Raw genomic sequence first — 18,465 nt, forward strand, 5'->3', positions numbered from 1 at the left:
ATTTAGGAGGTTTTCACATCCAGCGCAAGGCGAAGATCAACCATACCAGCTTCTCGCGACGCCGTCACTGTTCCGCCAAATCTGCGCATCAGTTGTTGCATTCCGATATTCTCCGACAGGGCTTCGCCTGTGATTTCACGCGTGCCGCGGCTGCGGAAATAGTCAAGCAATTTCTGGAACAGAATATTTCCCAGTCCTTTGCCTTTCAGATCGGAACGCACGATGATGGCGAACTCCGCTTTCTGGTTATCCGGGTCGGCCACTGCCCTGACCACGCCCAGCGTTTCCGGCTGGCCATCCGCACCGCTGCGGGTGGCAATGAAGGCCATGGCGCGATCGTAGTCGATCTGGGTCAGGCGTGCGAGCTGGGTCGGCGGCAATTCCTTCATTGCCGAGAAAAAACGCAGCCGCACGTCGTCGGGATCGAGCCGGCTGAAAAAGCGCACATGGGCTGGCGCATCTTCCGGGCGGATCGGACGCAGCAGCACGGACCCGCCCTGCCACTGGACTTCCTGCTCCAGCTCCTGGGGATAGGGACGGATCGCCATGCTGCTTTCGGCGCGGCGCGGGCCCAGGGCGGCGCGTGCGCCGTGCACTTGCAGCACGCCGCCCACGACTGTGACCGGATCGATTTCCAGTGCGGCAATTTCGCCGATATCGGCCACCAGTTCGGCCACGTGCACCAGCGCGCCACACAGGATTTCGCGCTCGTCGACCAGGGCGCGGCCGACCCCGGTGCGCCTCAGCATGTCGCGCGCCAGCACGGTGTTCAGGGGCGGCAGGCCGACCGCGCGGTCGTCGACCACCCGGCCGGCGCTGCCGCCCAGGCCAACGCTGATGGCCGGCCCGAACACCGGGTCGACGTGCATGGCAATACGCAGCTGCTGCACGTCGCCCCCCGCCGTCGGGCCTGCCAGCGGCAGGCCGTAGGCTGCCAGCACGGCGGACAGCGCGGCGTGCGCCAGTTCGGCCTGGCCGGCGGCTTGCGCCGCCTCCACCACGTTGCGCGCGGCCTGGCGTTCCGGCACCGAATGCGCGGGCACCTGGCCGGGCACCTCGATCAGCAAGGCCTGGTTGCGGGCGTACTGCACCACCTGGCTGTAAGCACGCACGGCTTTTTCCGGCGTGTCGTAGGTGGGCAGGCCCGCATCGGCAAAAATCTGGCGCGCGGCCGCCACCGACGCCCCGCCCAGCCAGCAGGACAGCACGCTGCGGCCGCTTTGGCGCAGCAGCGGCGCCAGCGCCTGGGCCACGCCGGTGCTGGCCGCAGCCGACGATGGCGCGTGCACGACCAGCAGCGCGTCGGCGCCGGGGTCGGCCAGCAAGGCGCTGGCCACGGCGGCATGCCGCTCGGCGCTGGCTTCGCCGCCAATGTCGATCGGGTTGGCCAGCACCAGCCCGGCCGGCAGTTCGCTGCGCAGGCGCTTGCCGGTGTCCGGTGAGAACTGCGCCAGCTTGCCGTGCACGTATTGCAGCGCATCGGCGGCCAGCTTGCCGGTGCCGCTGCCATTGCTCATGATGGCCAGGCGGGTGCCGCGCGTGGGCCGTGCGCGCGCCACGGTTTCCACCGCGTCAAACAGGTCGGCCGAGGAGTACACGCGCAGCATGCCGGCGCGGTGGATCACCGCGTCGTACACCTTGTCGTCGCCGCTGCGGCCGGCTTTCAGCACCACTACCGGTTTGCCACGTGCGGCCAGGCGGGCGGCGGAGATGAACTTGCGGGCGCAGGTCACCGATTCGATGTGCATGATGATGGCGCTCGTGTCATCGTCCGCCGCCAGGTAATCCAGCATGTCGCCAAGGTCGATATCGCCGCCCTCCACCACCGACACCACGCGCGAGAAGCCAATGCCGTGCAGCTGCGCCCAGTCCAGCACTGCCGTCATCACGGTCGCCGACTGGGAAATGAAGGCGGTCTTGCCCGGCTTGGCGCCGGCATGGGCGGCGCTGGCATTCAGGCCCGCCAGCGGCGCCACCAGGCCGATGCCTCCAGGCCCCAGGATGCGCAACAGGTAGGGACGTGCAGCCCGCATGATCTGCTGGCGGATGGTGTCGCTGACCGGGGTCAGAATGATGGCGCCACGCGTGCCGCGGGAGCCCAGGTCGGCGATCAGCGCCGGCACCGTTTCCGGCGGCGTGCAGATAATGGCCAGGTCCGGCACGCGCGGCAGGGCCGACAGACGCGGATAGCAGGGAATGCCGCGCAGCTGCTCGTATTTCGGGTTGACCGGCCAGATCGCCCCGGCAAAGCCGCTTTCGGCCATATTGTTCATCACCTGGGTGCCCATGCGGTCGGGCCGCAGCGAAGCGCCGAAGATGGCCACCGAGCCGGGCTCGAACAGGCTGTCCATATTCCTGATGCTCATGGCGACACTCTCCTACCAGCGTGAATAGTGGTCTTCGGTCACGCCTGGAAGTTGCGTGACGATGCGTTTCGGGCCATCCGCTTCGCTGCGCACCCAGCCGCTGAAATGGCCTACCGGCTGGATGTAGCGGCTGGCCGCCACCAGCAGGTTGCGGTTCTGGCGGCGCGCGCCGGCCGGGGTGAAGAACAGCTCCAGCTGGTCGTCTTCGGTGAAGATATGCCAGCGCTGCATCGGGTCATGCGGGTCGAAGATGAAGTGCGCGGGGGCCAGCGGCACCACTTCGCCATCGATCCAGAGCGCGTTTTCGTGTCCGCCGAAATAGCCCGCTTGCAGGTTGAAGCCCATTTCGAGGCTATGCCCGGAAGCCCAGCGCCAGGATGTCTCGCGCGCCAGCAAGCCGTTCGAGTAATCGAAGCTGGCCACGCCGCCATCGAGCTTGTACTCGTCGCGGAAGGTGCGCACTTCGCCCTTCAAAGGCATGCCGGGCGACTTCTGGGTGCCGTGCAGCGCCCCGCCCTGCACCGGGCCGGTAGCCAGCAGCAGCGGCGCGATCGGCGGACCGAACTCGGCGTCGATTTCCATGTAGGGGCAGCGCAGGGTCAACTGGTACCGTTCGCCGTCCAGCGGCTCGATGCTGATTCGGGTACCGCGGGTGCGGAACCAGCTGGCGGCGCCGGCATGTTCGCCGACGCCTGCCGACAGGCGGCCCGGCAGTCCGTCCTGCGAGAAATCGGCCATCATGTCGCAGTCATTGCGGTCGAAAGCATAGGCGAAGCAGGTGCTGGTCCAGCCCAGGTCGACGATGGCAACGGCTGCCATCACATGCTCGGAAACCAGCGAAACATAGTGCCACTTCTTATGGTGGAAGCGGCGCCACAGGCTGCTGCGCGCGTGTTCGCCCGCAAGCAAGTGCCAGTCGAACGATTCCGCTGCGCCGGAGAACCGGCCTAGCAGCGCCTTGCCGTCGGCTCCGACAACGCGTTGCGGTGCTGTGGCAAGCTTCATTGTTCTACTCCCTGTGCATCCAGCTCCGCCTGCAGCGTCGCGGCAAATTCGGGCGGCTCGCCGGCCTGCACCTGCACATGCGGGCAACCATGCCAGTTGGCCAGGCGCTGCACCGCGCCTGCGATGTCGCGCACGAAGCGCCCGGTCACGCGCACACCAGGCTCCAGCACCAGGTTCTTCAGCTCAAAGATGCCGCCGCGGCGATGCGCTTTGGCGTCGATGCGGCCCACCAGCGCACCGCGGCGCAGGATCGGCAGCGTGAAATAGCCGTAGCGGCGCTTTTCAGCCGGCGTATAGCATTCCAGCCGGTAGTCGAAGCCGAACAGGTCAACCACGCGGCGACGGTCCCACACCACCGGGTCGAACGGCGACAGGACGGTGGTCAGCGTCGGGGACAGGGCGCCGCTCGCAGCGGCCTGGGCCAGGTCGGCCAGTTCATGGTGGATGTAGACGGCATCCTTCCAGCCGTCGACGCGGGCGCGCAGCAGCAGGCCTTCATCGGCCAGCGCCTCCAGGTCCGGGCGCGGGGGCTTGGTGCGGTAGTAGTCGGCCACCCAGGCGCTGCGCGCCAGGCCCAGGGCGCGCACGGATTTGAGCGCCAGCTCGCGCCGCGTTTCATGCATGCCTGGCATCTGGCTGTCGTCCCAACCTGGCAGCACGCGCTCGGCCAGGTCATAAACGCGCTGGAAGTTGTGGCGGCGCGCGATCATCAATTCGCCGGCCGTAAACAGCACCTCCAGCGAGCGCTTCTCCGGTTTCCACTCCCACCAGCCGCTACCCTTGCCATCAGTGCGTTCGAAGTCGGCCGAACGCACCGGCCCGTTACTGCGGATATGCTGCAGCACGCGCTCCACATCGGCGCGCCGCTCCTTCATCCACTGCGCCGAATACTTCCATCCCATGGCGCTCGGGTCGACCATGCGGTGGCGCAGCAGGCGGTAGTCTTCGATCGGCACGAAACAGGCTTCGTGCGCCCAGTATTCGAACAGCGCGCCCTCGGCCAGGTGTTCTTCCAGCCAGGGCTGGGGGTAGTCGCCCAGGCGGCTCCACAGCACCAGGTAGGGACTGCGCGCCACCACGTGGATGGTATCGATCTGCAGCACGCCCATGTTGCGGATCGCCGCCAGCACGTCGGCCTTCTGCGCCTTGCGCCGGCGCGGCTGCAGCAAACCCTGTGCCGCCAGGTGCAGGGCACGCGCCGCGGCGAGGGAGAGATTCAGTTCGGTCAAGACTTGGTTCCTGTAGAGGGGTGGACGCCTATTCTAATAGCGAATTGACAGTATTTCCTGGCATTTTACGGACGATGGTGGCTGCCAGGCAGCATTGTTCCGTTTTTTTGTGCCCGCTGTCGGGGTTTGAGTGCAAAATAAGCCTGTGCCAACGTCAACCGCCCGTCAGATTTTCCGCAAGCTGTATCGCATGATACTGCTGCCCTCTTTCACGCTGGTTTTGCTGGTGATGATGTGGGCGGACGTCTTCTACCAGCTCAGGCAGGACGCCGGCAGCGCACATTACGAAGCCGTGCAGCACAGCCATTCCCTGGCGCGCACGCTGGCCGAGCACTCCGGCCATCTGCTGCGCCAGGCGGACCACGCCACCCAGCTGTTCAAGCTCAAGTTCGAGGAAACCAATGGCGCCCTGCGCCTGCCCGAATTCAGCAAGCGCGGCGGCCTGCTCGATTCGGTCATGCCGGCCCGCCTGGAACTGCCGATTGCCCTGATCGACGCCAACGGCAAGCTGCTGGACAGCATGCATGGCGCCTTCCCGCCCAATTCGGCCAACCAGGCCTACTTCAAGACCCTGGCCACGACAGCCGGCGACGCAGCCCTGGTCACCAACCCGATGGTCGAACCGATTACGAAAAAGTGGCAGATCCAGATCGCGCGCAGGCTGGACGACAAGGCCGGCAAGTTTGCCGGGGTGATCGTGCTGATGATCGATCCGGCCTATTTTGTCGAAGACTACGACCGCCTGCATGTCGATGCCGGCGGCCTGGTCATGCTGGTAAGCCGCGATACAGCCCTGGCCATCGGCCGCATCGACGAGAAACTCTTCATCACCGATACCATCGACTACGTTGCGCCGGCCGACCCGGTCAGCCTGCCGGAAGAGCTGCTGCTCAAGACCCCGATCGACAGGACGGAACGCATTTATGGCTTCCGCGACATGCCGCGCTACTCGCTGACCGCCGTGGTGGGCGACGCCAAAGAGCATGCACTGGCCAAGTACTATAGCCAGCGGCGCCTGTATTTTGGCGTTACCGCCATCGTGTCGGTGGTGGTGCTGCTGTTTAGCTTCCTGCTGACGCAGCAAGCCAAGCGCCTGCGCGAGAGCACGCGCGAGGCAACCTATGCGCGCGAAAAACTGCATGCGGCAGTCGATGCCAGCCTTGACGCGCTGTTCCTGATCAAGGCCTGCCGCGCCAAAGGCAGCGGCAGCGAGATCACCGACTTCATCCTGGTCGACGTCAACGAGCGCGGTGCGCGCGTGCTCGGCTATGCGGCCGACCAGGCGCTGGGCAAGCGCATGGGGGACATGCTGCCGCATTGGCACAGCGAGGGCATGTTCGACAAGTGCCTGGGCGTGATGCGCACCGGCGAACCGCTGGAAGAGGAATTCGAATCGACGGTCTTCGGCGAACCCCTTTGGCTGCGCCACCAGATCGTCGCCATCGAGGACGGCGTCGCCGTCACGGCGCGCAACATCACCGAGCGCAAACGTTCGGAAATGGCGGTGCGCCAGAACCAGGCGGAGTTGCAGGCCGTCAACGATGCCTCGCCGCTTGGCCTGGTGCGCGCCGACAAGGATGGCAAATGCACCTACGTCAACCGGACCTTCGAAGCGATCACCGGCATGCCGCGCGACACGGCCCTGGGCGACGGCTGGTTCGACGCCGTGCACCCGAACGACCGCGACATGCTGCGTGCATCGCTGCGCCACCTCAACACCACACAGCAGGCTTTCCAGGAAACCCTGCGCTGCCTGCACCCCGACGGCAAGATCGTCTGGACCTCCATCAAGGTGGCGCCGATCGTGATCGACAACACAATCGCCGGTTACGTCGGCACGCTGGACGACATCACGCTGGTGCGCAAGTCCGTGATGGCCCTGCGCGAAAGCGAAGCGCGCCTGCGCACCATCGCCGACACGCTGCCTGCCATGATCGCGTATGTCGACTTCGAAGAGATCTATCGCTTCCACAACTTGGCTTATGAGCGCGAATTCAGCAAGACCGGCCTGCAGGTGACGGGACGCACCGTGCAGGAGACCGTTGGCGATAAGCGCTATGCCCTGCTGCAGCCCTACATCGCCCGCGTGCTGCGCGGCGAGACGCTGAACTTCGAGGAAGAGGACGACAGCGGCGACTACCTGCGCACCTTTGACGTGGTCTACATCCCGCAGCTGGACGAAGATGGCATCACGGTGATCGGCTTCCACGTGATGCGGCAGGACGTGACGGCGCAAAAACGCGAGAAACAGCGCTTGCTCAAACTGTCGCAGGTCGATGCGCTGACCGGGCTGACCAACCGCGCCGGCTTCCTGCAAAAGCTGAGCGAAACCATGGTGGCCTGCCGCGAGAGCGGCGGTCTGATGGCCGTGATGTACCTCGACATCGACCGCTTCAAGCCGGTCAACGACACCTACGGCCATGCGGTAGGCGACGCGCTGCTCAAGGCATTTTCGGCACGCCTGTCCAACACCGTGCGCGGCAGTGATACCGTCGCGCGCCTGGGCGGGGACGAGTTCACCATCATCATGGACCACATCTCCCGGCCCGAAGATGCCGCCGTCACCGCCGCCAAGATCGTCAACGCCATGCAGCAGCCCTTCGAGCTCGATGGCATCATGGCCAATGTCTCCACCAGCATCGGCCTGACCTATTACCGCGACGAGGATGTCAGCCCGGCCGAATTGCTGAAACGGGCCGATTTGCTGCTTTACGAGGCCAAACAGGCCGGCCGCAACACCTTCCGCAGCGGCATGCCGCTGCCGCAAATGCGCTCGCCGAACGCGGCCTGACCGGGATCAAGACATCTGCCATCCGTTTGCGCTATATTTGCGCTTCCCACGCCCTGCTTTACATTTCATGCGCCTGCTGCACACTTCCGACTGGCATCTGGGCCAGTCGCTGCATAATTTTGACCGCCACTATGAGCACCAGCGCTTCCTGGACTGGCTGCTGGATACGATCGTGTCCGAACAGGCCGACGCCCTGCTGGTGGCCGGCGACATTTTCGACAACGCCAACCCATCGGCAGCTTCGCAGCGCCAGCTATATACCTTCCTGCAACAGGCCCGCGCCCGCGCGCCGCAGCTCGATATTGTCGTCATTGCCGGCAACCACGACTCCCCCGGCCGTCTTGAGGCTCCGGGACCTTTGCTGGAAGTGCATGGCACAAGCGTCATCGGCTGCCCGCACCGCGACGCCGACGGCAATATCGCCGTGGAGCGGATGCTGGTGCCGCTGACCGGCAAGGATGGCTCCGTCGCCGCCTGGGTGCTCGCAGTGCCTTTCCTGCGCCATAGCGACCTGCCCCGCCAGGCGCCGGCAGAACAGGCTGCAAGCGAAGACGCCGCGCCGCAGCCGGACCCTTACCTCGCCGGCATTGCGGAGCTGTACCGCCAGGCGCTGGACCTGGCAAGCGCGCGCGCTGCCGAAGGCCAGGCCATCGTCGCCATGGGCCACTGCCATATGGTCGATGGCACCATGTCGGCCGATTCCGAGCGCCGCATCGTGATCGGCGGCACGGAAATGCTCCCGAGCGGCATCTTTCCGCCGCCCATCGCCTACGCGGCACTGGGCCACCTGCACCTGGCCCAGCAAGTCGGCCCGCATGCCCATATCCGCTATTGCGGCAGTCCCATTCCGCTCTCCTTCGCCGAGACCGGCTACCAGCACCAGGTGCTGCGCATCGACCTGCAAGGCGCGCGCGTCGCCGAGATCGCCGCCCTGCCGGTGCCGCGTGCTGTCCAGTTGCTGCGCGTGCCGGAAAAGCCGGCCACGCTGGAAGAAGTGAAAACCGCCCTGGCCGCCCTCGACCTGCCTGGCGCGCCGCTGGAACAGCAGCCGCTGCTCGAAGTGCGCATCAGGCTCACCGCGCCGGAGCCGGGCCTGCGCGCTGCGATCGAGGAAGCCCTGCAAGGCAAGCCGGTCCGGCTGGCGAAGATAGAAACCTCGAGCGCGTCGCGCGCTGCGTTCGAAGAGGCAGCGCTATCGCTTGACCAGCTGGCTACCCTGCAGCCTGACGACATCTTCAAGCGCCTGTACCTGCAGCGCTACGGCAGCGAAGCGCCGCCCGAACAACTGGCCGCCTTTGCCGAACTGGTGCGGCCATGAGGGTCCTGCGCATCGCCGGCAGGAACCTTGCCTCGCTGGCCGACGAGTTCTCGGTCGACTTCACCGCCCAGCCGCTGTCCGACGCCGGCCTGTTCGCCATCAGCGGCCCGACTGGCGCCGGCAAGAGCACCTTGCTCGACGCCCTGTGCCTGGCCCTGTACGACGATACGCCGCGCCTGCACAAGGCAGAAGGCAAGACGCCCGATGTGGGCGACCCGGTATCCGCGCAAGACCCGCGCACCCTGCTGCGGCGCGGCGCCGCCGAAGGCTGGGCCGAAGCGGACTTCGTCGGCAACGACGGCGAATCCTACCGCGCCCGCTGGAGCGTGCGGCGCGCCCGCACCAAGGCCAGCGGCGCCCTGCAGCCGAGCTCCATGGCATTGCATAAGCTGCCGGGCCTTCAGCCGCTGGGCCATAAGAAGACCGAGGTGATGGCGGAAATCGTGCAGCGCATCGGCTTGAGCTTCGACCAGTTCACCCGCGCCGTGCTGCTGGCGCAGAATGAATTCTCAGCCTTCCTCAAGGCCAGGGACGATGAACGCGGCACCTTGCTCGAAACACTGACCGGCAGCGGCATTTACAGCGAAATTTCGAAGCGGGCATTTGAACGCTGGCGCGCCGAAGAACTGGCGCTGAAGACGCTCGCCGCCGGCCTGGCGAACCAGCAGCCGCTGGCGCCGGAACAGCGCGCCGGCATCGTCGCGCAGTCCGAAGCCGCCGAAGCAGCACTGCTCGCCTCGGCCCAGCGCGTCTCGGCCCTGGAAGCCGACCTGCGCTGGCACCAGCAAGCCGAAAGGCTGGCCAGCGCGGTACAGCACGCAGGCGAGCATTTGCAGCAGCGGCATCATGCTTCCGAAGCCGCCGCCCCGCGCCGCGCCGTCCTGGTGCAGCTGGACGCCGTGCAGCCCGCGCGCGCGATGAACGATGACGTCGTTCGCCTCGCGGCCGATCGCGCCGCGGCGCAGGCCGAGATTTCGCTCGCGGAGCAGGAATCCGAGCGCACGCGCCTGGCGCTGGACGTGCTGACCGGCGATGTCCAGCAGGCTGGCGCCGCCCTGGCGGCTGCCGAAGGCGCACAACAAGCCGCCGCGCTACTGCTGGACCAGGCGAAAGCGCTCGATGCGCGCCTGGAATCCCTGCAGTCTGCCTTTATCCAGGCTGCCAGGGCCCGCGATGCCGCCGCTCACGCCGACACCGCCGCGAAAGCCGCACTGAGCGCGCGCGAGGCCCAACAACAGGCGCTCGTTCACGAACAACAGGCTGTCCAACAATGGCTGGCCAGGCACGAACACTGGTCGGCCCTGGCACGCGACTGGGCGCGCTGGGACGTACTGTTGGCGCAGGCGGGCCAACAAGCCGACCGGGCCGACAGGCAATCGCAATCACTGGCCGCCGTCCAGCAAGCCACTGCACGCCAGCGACAGGAAGAAAGCCATGCCCGCAGCGGCCTGCATGCAGCCGCCGAACGCCTGCGCCAGGCCGAGTCCCAGCGCGAACAGGCGGCCAAGGCGCTGGCCGGCATCGATATCGAAAGCATCGCCCGGCAGCGCCGGCACCTGGACCAGCGCCGCGCACTGCTGGCCGATGCTAACGCCGCCTGGCAAGAGCTGTCGCAGCTCGCATCGCGCCAGCAAGACCTGTCCAGCCGCAGCGCCTCATTGCAGGCGGCGCGCGACAGCGCCGAAGCCGAAGTCTCAGCCGCCCGCCAGGCCAACCTTGCGTTGGTCGCCGCCTCAAGCCAGGCCGAACGCTCGCTGAAACTGGCCGAAGCCGCTACCGGCGAGAGCGTTGAAAAGCTGCGTGCGACGCTGCAGGACGATATGCCGTGCCCCGTTTGCGGTTCCCACCAGCACCCTTACCGCGATGAAGACGGTCCGCTGCACGCCATGCTGGCGCAACTGCAGGCCGAAGTGCACGACTGCCGCGACCGGCTGCAACGCAATATGAAGCGCGAGGCCGAGCAGCAAGCCCGCCTCCAAGCCAGCGTCGAACAGCTGGCAGCGATCGGCGTCGAACAGCACAACATCGGCACCGCGCTCGCCACCGCCCAGCCGCGCTGGCAAAGCGCCAGTAGCGCTCTTGCAGAACACGCGGGCCAGCCCGCCGCCGGCGCTGACGCCGCCGGCTGGCTCGCCGTGCATGCGGACACGCTGCAAACGGCGCTGCGTGCGCTAGAGGGCCAGGAACAAACCCAGCGCCAGGCCGCCCGTACCCGCGAAGTGGCGCAAACCGCCTGCGAGCAGGCCGCTGCCGAGTGCAACCGCCAGCAGCAGGCGCTCTCCGCCGCCCAGACCGCGCTGGCACAATCGGAAGCCCAGCATAAGGCGCTGGACGAACAGCGCATCGACACCGCCCTGCAGATCGCCACCCTGCTCGACCAGCTTGACAGCCCGCTGGCGCGGCCCGGCTGGCAGGATGAGTGGAAGGAAAGCCCGGCGCGCTTCCATGAACAGCGGGCGCGCGAATGCAGGCATTGGCAAGCGCAACGCCAGTCGGCCGACGAGCGCACCAGCGCAATTGCAGCAATCGGCATCGAGTTGCAGGCCTTGCGCGCCGCACAGCAGCGCAGCACAGCGGAGGCCGGCGCCACCCAGGCCGCGGCCGATGCCGCCCGTGCCGCCCGCGACAGCGCCGCCGCCGAGCGCCAGGCACTCTGGCAAGGCAGGCCGGCACGTGAAGTGGAAGCCGAGCTGCGCGCGGCAACCGACGCTGCGCGCGCCGCATTGCAGGCACGCCAGGAATCGGCCCAGCTAGCCGCCCAACAGCGCACCCGCGCCGACGAAGCCCATGATCAAGCCAGGCGCCGCCTGGCAGCGCTGGATGCCGCCGTCGAAGGCGCCGCCGCCCGCCTGCAAGCCTGGCTCACCGACAACCGCGCGCTTGGCATCGGAAACCTGGACGCCTTGCGCGCCCTGCTCGCCCATTCCCAGCAAACGATCCGCGACGAGCGCACCAGCCTGCAGGCGATCGACCATGCCCTGGCCTCTGCCAAAGCGGTGCTGGCCGAGCGCGAGGCGCAGCACGCCGAACACCTTGCCCAGGCGCCGGCGGGCGAGCAACGCAGGGCCGCCGAACTCGAACAGGCACTGGCAACGCTGCAGGAAGAACGCAAGCACGCCCACGACCACGCCGCCGCCCTCAAGCTGCAGCTGGCACAGGACGATGCCCGCCGCCAGGCCGGCGAAGCGCTGCTGGCCGATATCGCCCGCCAGCAGGAAACGGAGCGCCGCTGGGCCCAGTTGAGCGAGTTGATCGGCTCGGCCGACGGCAAGAAATTCCGCAACTACGCCCAGCAATTCACCCTGGACGTACTGGTGGGCTACGCCAACGCCCACCTGTCGCAGCTGGCGCCGCGCTACCTGCTTGAACGCATCGACAACCCGGCCCAGCCGTCGCTGGGCCTGCTGGTGTGCGACCTGCACATGGGAGACGAAAAGCGCTCCGTGCACTCGCTGTCCGGCGGCGAATCGTTCCTGGTATCGCTGGCCATGGCGCTCGGCCTGGCCTCCTTGTCCTCCAACCGCGTGCGGGTGGAATCGCTGTTCATCGACGAAGGCTTCGGCAGCCTGGATGCGGAAACCCTGCGCGTCGCCATGGACGCACTCGACGGCTTGCAGTCCATGGGGAGGAAAGTGGGCGTGATCTCGCACGTCCAGGAAATGACCGAACGGATCGCCACCAGGATCGTGGTGCAGCCCGCAGCCAACGGTTGCAGCGCGGTGTCAGTCGGCTAGGCGCCAGGTGTGCTCGTCCTGCTCGACGCGCACCATTTCCCAACCCAGTTCACGGCGGATCTGCTGCGGGTCGGGCAGGGGGCGGCGTTCATCCTGGCGCGACTGCAGCCAGTTGCGCACTGCTTCCTTGCTTGGTTGCTTGGACTTCTCCATCGTAAACCTCCATCGGCTTGACGGTCACTCCTTCAACGCAATAGGTGGTGGCCAGTTGACGAAAGACGCTGGCCAATTTGTTATTATGTGTAAATGGGGATCGGCGCCATATCATCGTCAGGCAGTTACGCGCCGCAGGCCAGCGCGCCGGCGCGCAGCCCCACGCGCAGTGAATCAGCCCAGCAGCAATACTCTCCCGAAGACCAGGCAAAAATCGACCAGCTCAAGGCGCGCGACCTCAAGGTGCGCCAGCATGAGCAAGCCCACCTTGCAGCCGCAGGCAGCCTTGCCACCTCCGGCGCCACCTACACTTACCAGCGCGGCCCGGATGGGGTGAATTACGCGGTGGGCGGCGAGGTCAATATCGACACGTCGCCCGGCCGCACGCCCGAGGAAACCATCGCCAAGGCGCGCCAGGTGCAGGCGGCCGCATTGGCGCCGGCCGATCCGTCCGGCCAGGACCGCAGTGTCGCCGCGCGTGCCGCCCAGATGGCGCAGCAAGCCCAGGTTGAACTTTCAGCAATGCAACAAGAACTGCAGCGCGGTTACGGTCTTTCCGAAAAGCAAGCGACGATCGATATCTTTGCCTGATAAAATCGTCCTTTTGCCCGGAGTCCAGGCCATGTTTCTGAAAGCCCCCCGCACCCTCACCTTCAAATGCGTAAAATGCAGCAAAGCAGTTAAAGTTGCATTGCAGAAAACGTCTGCATGCTCGCACATTACGCCGTACTATGGTGTCTGCACCTGCGGCGAAGTGAAACTGCACGCCACCGGCGCCCCGGAAGCCGTGAAGTCCTACCTGGAATCGAACGGCCTGTGGACACATCATCATTGATAAAGCTCAAGAAATTCGGAAACTTGCCGTTTCAGGGGTAGTGCCCCTAAAGGTTGCCTATCATGAACCCACTGAACACCATCGGCCCACGCCAGTACCAGAACTCTTCCTTGTCCCCTGCCACCTCGCAGGCGGAAGGCAAGCCTTCGCGCGCCAATGCGGTGAGGGACGTGAACACGGATAGCGCCGTTTCGCTGTCCAGCAACGCCGTCGACCTGCAAAAACGCGTCGACCAACTGGGCAACCGGACGGTGGACATGGCCCAGGACCTGATTGGCAGCTTTGCAAAAAGTTTGCTGGGCGACAATGCCAAGGGCGCCAAGATCTCCTTCGATTCGGTGGCGCTGGAGTCGAATGCCAGCTTCGCCGCGGGCGCCCTGCGTGCCGAAGGCGCCGCTGGCGTCACCAGCGCCCTGGGCTTCAGCCTGAACGAAAGCTCCCACTTCCTCGGCAAAGGCACCATCACCACCGCAGACGGCCGCAAGCTGAGTTTTGAAGTGGAAATCCAGTACGAAGCCAGCATGACTGCCGGTGCGGCATCCAGCATGCCGACGCGCCGCAAGGAGCACGCCGACGAGAACCCGGCCATGCCGCTGCCGGAAGTGGAGTTCCCGGACATCGATTTCCCGGGCAGCCTGGCCGACCTGTTCCGCCTGATGGACCGCAATATCAGCGCCACCCTCAAGCAGCAAAACGAGCAAGGCGAGGAAAGCGATGCCGGCAACCTGACCATGCGCCTGCTCAAGCTGGTCGATGCCGAATCGTCGCTCGACACTTACCTGCCGGCGAACGCCAGCGACAAGGCCAAGGCTTACGGCCTCCTGCAATCCGAGCCGGGCCAGGCCGCCGAGCTGGCGCATGCCGCCAAGGCCGCCCGCGACGCTGCCCGCAACGGCGAGATCGACCCGCCAGGCGACGAAATCGACCCGCCACCAAGCGATACCGCTCCCCCGCCGGCACCGGCAATCGCCCCGGCCCCTGAGGAACCGCCAGCCGCATAAGCACGCGTATAATGGCAGCTTCCTGATTGAAATTCGGGGTCAGGTCCGGCAATCGGACATTTCGCCGCGCGAAATGTCCGATTGCCGGACCTGACCCCGAATTTCTTCGTTTACACATCGGCCACTATGCAAGAAATCCACTGGACAGAACAAGGCGAGCCGCGCTCCGCGCGCTGGCATTCCGAAGCAGGCAACCCGCCGCCCAAGCGCGTGCAGCTTGCCGACGACACCATGAACGCCGACGTTGCCTATCGTCTCGCCTGCGAGGGCACCGCCTTGCTGTGGCGCGGCGATTTCCAGAACGCGCGCCAACTGTTGCAGGCCCTGGCCCGCCGTGCCGACCACAAGAAAGCCAAAGGCGGAAAAGGCCGCAAACTAGCCGCCGGCAAGGCGCCTGCCAACGCCACAGAAGCCTTCCACCTGCACCGCCAGGAGCAATCCCAGCGCGCCCGCACGCTGGCCATGCTGCTGATCCCTTTCGAACCGGGATACCGTATTCCCCTGCGCCGCGCACCCGATGTCGCCCTGGCCTGCAACGAGGCCTATGGCCGCAGCGAAGACGCCTTCGTTATATCCCTGCGCGAATTGCAAGGCCTGATCGGCGCCCATGAATGGCGCAAAGCCGGCGTGCCGGTGGCTGCGCTGGGCGAACGTATCCACCCGCACTACGGCGTGTTCTCGCCGGTGCGCGGGGAATACGTGCAGCTTGTGGCCGATGCACCGTTGCCCAAAGGCGCTTCCGAGCTGGCTTTCGACATCGGCGCCGGTACCGGCGTCCTGTCGGCCGTGCTGGCCAGGCGCGGCGTGCAACGCGTGGTCGCCACCGATATGGACAAACGCGCCCTCAGTTGCGCGCGCGACAACCTCTCCCGCCTGATGCTGGATGACCAGGTGGAATTGCTGGAAGCAGATTTGTTCCCGCCCGGCCAGGCGCCGCTGGTGGTCTGCAATCCGCCCTGGGTGCCGGCGCGCCCGAATTCCTCGGTGGAGCACGCAGTCTACGACCCGGACAGCCGCATGCTGCGCGGTTTCCTGTCCGGTCTGAAAGCCCACCTCACGCCGGGCGGCGAAGGCTGGCTGATCCTGTCCGACCTGGCCGAGCACCTGGGCCTGCGTTCGCGCGCAGAGCTGGAGGAATGGATCGCCGCCGCCGGCGTCAAAGTGCTGGGCCGCCTCGACGCCCGCCCGATCCACCCGAAGGCCAGCGACGCCAGCGATCCCCTGCATGCCGCCCGTTCGGCAGAGATCACTTCGCTGTGGCGCTTGGGCATCGCATAAATCGACCTTGCGAAACCTCAATGTGCGAGCTATAATGCTTGCCTCAGACGCGGGGTGGAGCAGTCTGGCAGCTCGTCGGGCTCATAACCCGAAGGTCACAGGTTCAAATCCTGTCCCCGCAACCAGATTCGAAAAGCCGTTGCCTTCGCAACGGCTTTTTCCATTTCCGGGTGCGCCAATGCAAATTTCGCCTTGCTTACGCTGGATCCCGGCCTTGCCCCTGCTGGCGGCATGCGCCAGCCCCGGCGATCCAGCAGAAGTCCTCGCTCAAAAACTTAGCAGCGGCATCCTGGCCAGCAGCAGCGCCACGCTGACACTGGAGAAATGGTGCGCCGACCACGCCATGGCGGCCGAGCCAAGGATTGTCGCCCGCCTGGTGCGCGGGGCGGATAAACCCGCCAGCGCCGAAACCCTAGCCCGACTGGGCGTGACCGGCGCAGACGTCAAATACCGCCGTGTGCAGCTTTACTGCGGCCCGCATCTGTTTTCCGAGGCGGACAACTGGTATATCCCAAGCCGCCTGGCGCCGGAAATGAACCGCCTGCTGGACGAAACGGACACGCCCTTCGGCAAGGCCGTGCTGCCATTGGCGCCTTACCGCCGCACCTTCTCCAGCACCATGCTGCGCTCCCCTGCCGCGCTGTTCGAACATCGCGCAGTGCTGTACTCGGCCTCGCACCAGCCCATCGCCGAAGTGCGGGAAACCTACCAGCGCGGGGTCCTCGCCTTTTTGTAGTCGAACTGTCACAATTGCACGCGACAAGAACCGCAAGGAGCAAGGCGTGAACGACGAAAACAGCAAGGACGATCTGCCGGCCAGCCCGGCACGCCGCCGAATCTTCCAGGCTGCAGGCGCCGCCGGCCTCGCAGCCAGCCTGCCAGGCGTGAACGCCGCCCCGCCCTCGACATCCGCCAAGCCGGCCAAAGCGATTTCACTGGACGACAAGTTGCAGGCCAACGTCAGGAACGTGGTGGTGATCTACCTCGAGAACCGCAGCTTCAACAACCTGTTCGCCGACTTCCCCGGCCTGGCCTCGCCCATGTCGGCCCTGAAGCCGGCACACTACCAGCAGCGCGACTACGACGGCAGCATCCTGCCAACGCTGCCCAAAGTCTGGGGCGGCCTGGTGCCGGTGCCGCAAGACATCGCCGGCAAACGCTATGAATTGAAGGAAGACCAGCTTGCCGGCCTGCCGAACGCACCGTTCAAGCTGGTCGACGCCGAAGGCAAGCCGCTGCCCGAATCCGTCATTACGCGCGACCTGTGGCACCTGTTCTACCAGAACCAGATGCAGATCAACGGCGGCAAGAACGACAGCTTCGTCGCCTGGGGCAATACCGGCGGCATGGTAATGGGTTACTACGGCGAGATGGAAAAGAACCTCGGCCTGTGGCAGGTGGCACGCCAGTACACCCTGTGCGACAACTTCTTCATGGCTGCTTTCGGCGGCTCCTACCTGAACCACCAGTTCCTGGTATCGGGCCGCTGCCCGGTCTACCCGGATGCCGCCAACAGCCCGGCCAAACGCAAGATTGCCGTGCTGTCCGATGGCCCGGCCGGCTACAAGCTGGCGCTTGATCCAAAGAGCCCGAAATCCGCGATGGAAGGCAGGCCGGTTTATGTGAATGATGGCGCCATCACGCCGGACGGTTTTGCGGTCAACACCATGGCCCCACCCTACCAGCCAAGCTGGGTGCGTCCGGCGCCGGGCGGCGACCCGATGCACGCCAATCCCGAAGACCCGAGCTACCTGCCGCCACAAACCTACGACACCATCGGCGACCTGCTGTCGCGCAAAGGCGTGAGCTGGGCGTGGTATGGCGGCGCTTTCCAGGCTGCGCTGGACCACAAGGGCGGCGGCACCAAGCCGAACTTCCAGTACCACCACCAGCCGTTCAGCTATTTCAAGCAGTTCGCGCCGGGCACCGCCCAACGCGCTGCCCATATCCGCGATGGCGGCATGGGCGACAGCCCGATATCAAACAAATTCCTGGCCGACGTGGTGGCAGGCAAACTGCCGGCGGTGAGCTTCTACAAGCCGCAGGGCAATCTGAACCTGCACGCAGGCTACTCGGATATCGAATCGGGCGACCAGCACATTGTCAACGTGCTGCAGCACCTGCAGAATTCGCCGCAGTGGGAAAACATGGTCGTGGTGGTGACGTTCGATGAAAACGGCGGCTGGTGGGATCACGTCGCGCCACCGAAAGGCGACCGCTGGGGTCCGGGTTCGCGCATCCCCGCCATCATCGTGTCGCCGTTTGCCAAGAAGGCCACGGTTGACCACAGCTTCTACGACACCACCTCGATCCTACGCTTCATCACCCGCCTGCATGGCCTGCCATTGCTGGAAGGTCTGGCCGAGCGCAACAAGGCTTTCGCCGAGCACGGTGCGCTGCCGCCGGGCGACCTGACGGGGGCCCTCGCCTTCCGTTGACATGGTTGCCCGTGTTACAATCCGCCGGTTCTAAAAGGAAGCCCGACTGATTCAGCCGGGCTTTTGTTTTCTGCGACGGATAATGAGAGATAAAAAAGACAACGCGACAATCGACCTGCCAGGCTTCGAGCCTGCCGAGCCGATGACGCCGGAAGCCAAGCTTCCGCCGCCGCCGCGTGTTCGCCGCTCGCCGCGCAAACAGGAACAACTCGACCTGCTGGGCGAACTCGGACCCACCGACGCCAGCGGCCTGCCAATCTGGCAGAATGATCCCAACCTGGACCTTACCGGCCTGCCGATCTGGCGGCGGGACTAAA

At 65.8% G+C, this 18,465-nt stretch carries 14 protein-coding genes and 1 tRNA gene; 11 read left to right on the plus strand and 4 right to left on the minus strand.

Going from position 1 to position 18,465, the window contains the following annotated elements; genetic code table 11:
* Positions 1 to 2 precede the first annotated feature (2 nt).
* From ACWBU6_RS20175 to ACWBU6_RS20185, 3 genes are read right to left on the minus strand one after another with little or no spacing between them, the layout of a single operon-like run.
* Positions 3 to 2,366 carry a bifunctional acetate--CoA ligase family protein/GNAT family N-acetyltransferase gene (locus ACWBU6_RS20175; RefSeq protein WP_452645171.1) on the minus strand — a complete coding sequence of 788 codons (2,364 nt, stop codon included), beginning with the start codon at positions 2,364 to 2,366 and terminating at the stop codon, positions 3 to 5.
* A 12-nt stretch (positions 2,367 to 2,378) separates the two neighbouring features.
* Positions 2,379 to 3,371, minus strand: coding sequence for a DUF2804 domain-containing protein (locus tag ACWBU6_RS20180; protein WP_452645172.1), 993 nt, complete (start codon positions 3,369 to 3,371; stop codon positions 2,379 to 2,381).
* Positions 3,368 to 4,600 carry a winged helix-turn-helix domain-containing protein gene (locus ACWBU6_RS20185; RefSeq protein ID WP_452645173.1) on the minus strand — a complete coding sequence of 411 codons (1,233 nt, stop codon included), beginning with the start codon at positions 4,598 to 4,600 and terminating at the stop codon, positions 3,368 to 3,370. The genes ACWBU6_RS20180 and ACWBU6_RS20185 overlap by 4 nt, the downstream gene beginning before the upstream one ends.
* A gap of 190 nt (positions 4,601 to 4,790) precedes the next feature.
* Between ACWBU6_RS20185 and ACWBU6_RS20190 the strand changes: the two genes are divergently transcribed.
* The 3 genes from ACWBU6_RS20190 (at position 4,791) to ACWBU6_RS20200 (ending at position 12,443) form a co-directional block, all read left to right on the plus strand.
* Positions 4,791 to 7,391, plus strand: coding sequence for a diguanylate cyclase domain-containing protein (locus ACWBU6_RS20190; RefSeq protein WP_452645174.1), 2,601 nt, complete (start codon positions 4,791 to 4,793; stop codon positions 7,389 to 7,391).
* Between the two features lie 67 nt (positions 7,392 to 7,458).
* The gene (locus tag ACWBU6_RS20195) at positions 7,459 to 8,709 is read left to right on the plus strand and encodes an exonuclease SbcCD subunit D C-terminal domain-containing protein (RefSeq protein WP_452645175.1); all 1,251 of its coding nucleotides are present in this window, start codon (positions 7,459 to 7,461) and stop codon (positions 8,707 to 8,709) included.
* The gene (locus tag ACWBU6_RS20200) at positions 8,706 to 12,443 is read left to right on the plus strand and encodes an AAA family ATPase (RefSeq protein ID WP_452645176.1); all 3,738 of its coding nucleotides are present in this window, start codon (positions 8,706 to 8,708) and stop codon (positions 12,441 to 12,443) included. Before ACWBU6_RS20195 ends, ACWBU6_RS20200 begins: the two co-directional genes overlap by 4 nt.
* On the opposite strand, the gene ACWBU6_RS20205 is transcribed toward ACWBU6_RS20200, so the two are convergent.
* Entirely contained in the window at positions 12,432 to 12,596 is a 165-nt protein-coding gene (locus tag ACWBU6_RS20205) for a hypothetical protein (protein ID WP_452645177.1), read from the minus strand. The two genes, ACWBU6_RS20200 and ACWBU6_RS20205, sit on opposite strands and share 12 nt — an antisense overlap.
* 93 nt (positions 12,597 to 12,689) lie before the next feature.
* Between ACWBU6_RS20205 and ACWBU6_RS20210 the strand changes: the two genes are divergently transcribed.
* From ACWBU6_RS20210 to ACWBU6_RS20245, 8 genes are all read left to right on the plus strand, one after another.
* On the plus strand, positions 12,690 to 13,187 hold the full coding sequence (locus ACWBU6_RS20210; protein WP_452645178.1) for a putative metalloprotease CJM1_0395 family protein: 498 nt from the start codon (positions 12,690 to 12,692) through the stop codon (positions 13,185 to 13,187).
* Between the two features lie 100 nt (positions 13,188 to 13,287).
* Complete coding sequence (locus tag ACWBU6_RS20215) at positions 13,288 to 13,431, plus strand: hypothetical protein (RefSeq protein WP_452645179.1); 144 nt, start codon at positions 13,288 to 13,290, stop codon at positions 13,429 to 13,431.
* Positions 13,432 to 13,493: 62 nt separating this feature from the next.
* Positions 13,494 to 14,432 (plus strand): hypothetical protein, encoded by a 939-nt coding sequence (locus ACWBU6_RS20220; RefSeq protein ID WP_452645180.1) that lies wholly within the window; start codon positions 13,494 to 13,496, stop codon positions 14,430 to 14,432.
* A 126-nt stretch (positions 14,433 to 14,558) separates the two neighbouring features.
* Complete coding sequence (locus tag ACWBU6_RS20225) at positions 14,559 to 15,710, plus strand: methyltransferase (protein ID WP_452645181.1); 1,152 nt, start codon at positions 14,559 to 14,561, stop codon at positions 15,708 to 15,710.
* A gap of 48 nt (positions 15,711 to 15,758) precedes the next feature.
* Positions 15,759 to 15,835: transfer RNA gene (locus tag ACWBU6_RS20230), tRNA-Met, on the plus strand.
* A 53-nt stretch (positions 15,836 to 15,888) separates the two neighbouring features.
* Positions 15,889 to 16,446, plus strand: coding sequence for a hypothetical protein (locus ACWBU6_RS20235; protein ID WP_452645182.1), 558 nt, complete (start codon positions 15,889 to 15,891; stop codon positions 16,444 to 16,446).
* Between the two features lie 46 nt (positions 16,447 to 16,492).
* Positions 16,493 to 18,148 (plus strand): acid phosphatase, encoded by a 1,656-nt coding sequence (locus ACWBU6_RS20240; protein WP_452645183.1) that lies wholly within the window; start codon positions 16,493 to 16,495, stop codon positions 18,146 to 18,148.
* An 82-nt stretch (positions 18,149 to 18,230) separates the two neighbouring features.
* Positions 18,231 to 18,464 carry a hypothetical protein gene (locus ACWBU6_RS20245; RefSeq protein ID WP_452645184.1) on the plus strand — a complete coding sequence of 78 codons (234 nt, stop codon included), beginning with the start codon at positions 18,231 to 18,233 and terminating at the stop codon, positions 18,462 to 18,464.
* Position 18,465 lies beyond the last annotated feature (1 nt).

It is taken from the genome of Pseudoduganella sp. HUAS MS19 (genome assembly GCF_053615455.1).

Coding starts and splice junctions, on each gene's coding strand:
- ACWBU6_RS20225 (WP_452645181.1), top strand. CDS start 14,559: ATGCAAGAAATCCACTGGACAGAACAAGGCGAGCCGCGCTCCGCGCGC.
- ACWBU6_RS20200 (WP_452645176.1), top strand. CDS start 8,706: ATGAGGGTCCTGCGCATCGCCGGCAGGAACCTTGCCTCGCTGGCCGAC.
- ACWBU6_RS20190 (WP_452645174.1), top strand. CDS start 4,791: ATGATACTGCTGCCCTCTTTCACGCTGGTTTTGCTGGTGATGATGTGG.
- ACWBU6_RS20245 (WP_452645184.1), top strand. CDS start 18,231: ATGAGAGATAAAAAAGACAACGCGACAATCGACCTGCCAGGCTTCGAG.
- ACWBU6_RS20205 (WP_452645177.1), bottom strand. CDS start 12,596: ATGGAGAAGTCCAAGCAACCAAGCAAGGAAGCAGTGCGCAACTGGCTG.
- ACWBU6_RS20235 (WP_452645182.1), top strand. CDS start 15,889: ATGCAAATTTCGCCTTGCTTACGCTGGATCCCGGCCTTGCCCCTGCTG.
- ACWBU6_RS20180 (WP_452645172.1), bottom strand. CDS start 3,371: ATGAAGCTTGCCACAGCACCGCAACGCGTTGTCGGAGCCGACGGCAAG.
- ACWBU6_RS20220 (WP_452645180.1), top strand. CDS start 13,494: ATGAACCCACTGAACACCATCGGCCCACGCCAGTACCAGAACTCTTCC.
- ACWBU6_RS20195 (WP_452645175.1), top strand. CDS start 7,459: ATGCGCCTGCTGCACACTTCCGACTGGCATCTGGGCCAGTCGCTGCAT.
- ACWBU6_RS20175 (WP_452645171.1), bottom strand. CDS start 2,366: ATGAGCATCAGGAATATGGACAGCCTGTTCGAGCCCGGCTCGGTGGCC.
- ACWBU6_RS20210 (WP_452645178.1), top strand. CDS start 12,690: ATGGGGATCGGCGCCATATCATCGTCAGGCAGTTACGCGCCGCAGGCC.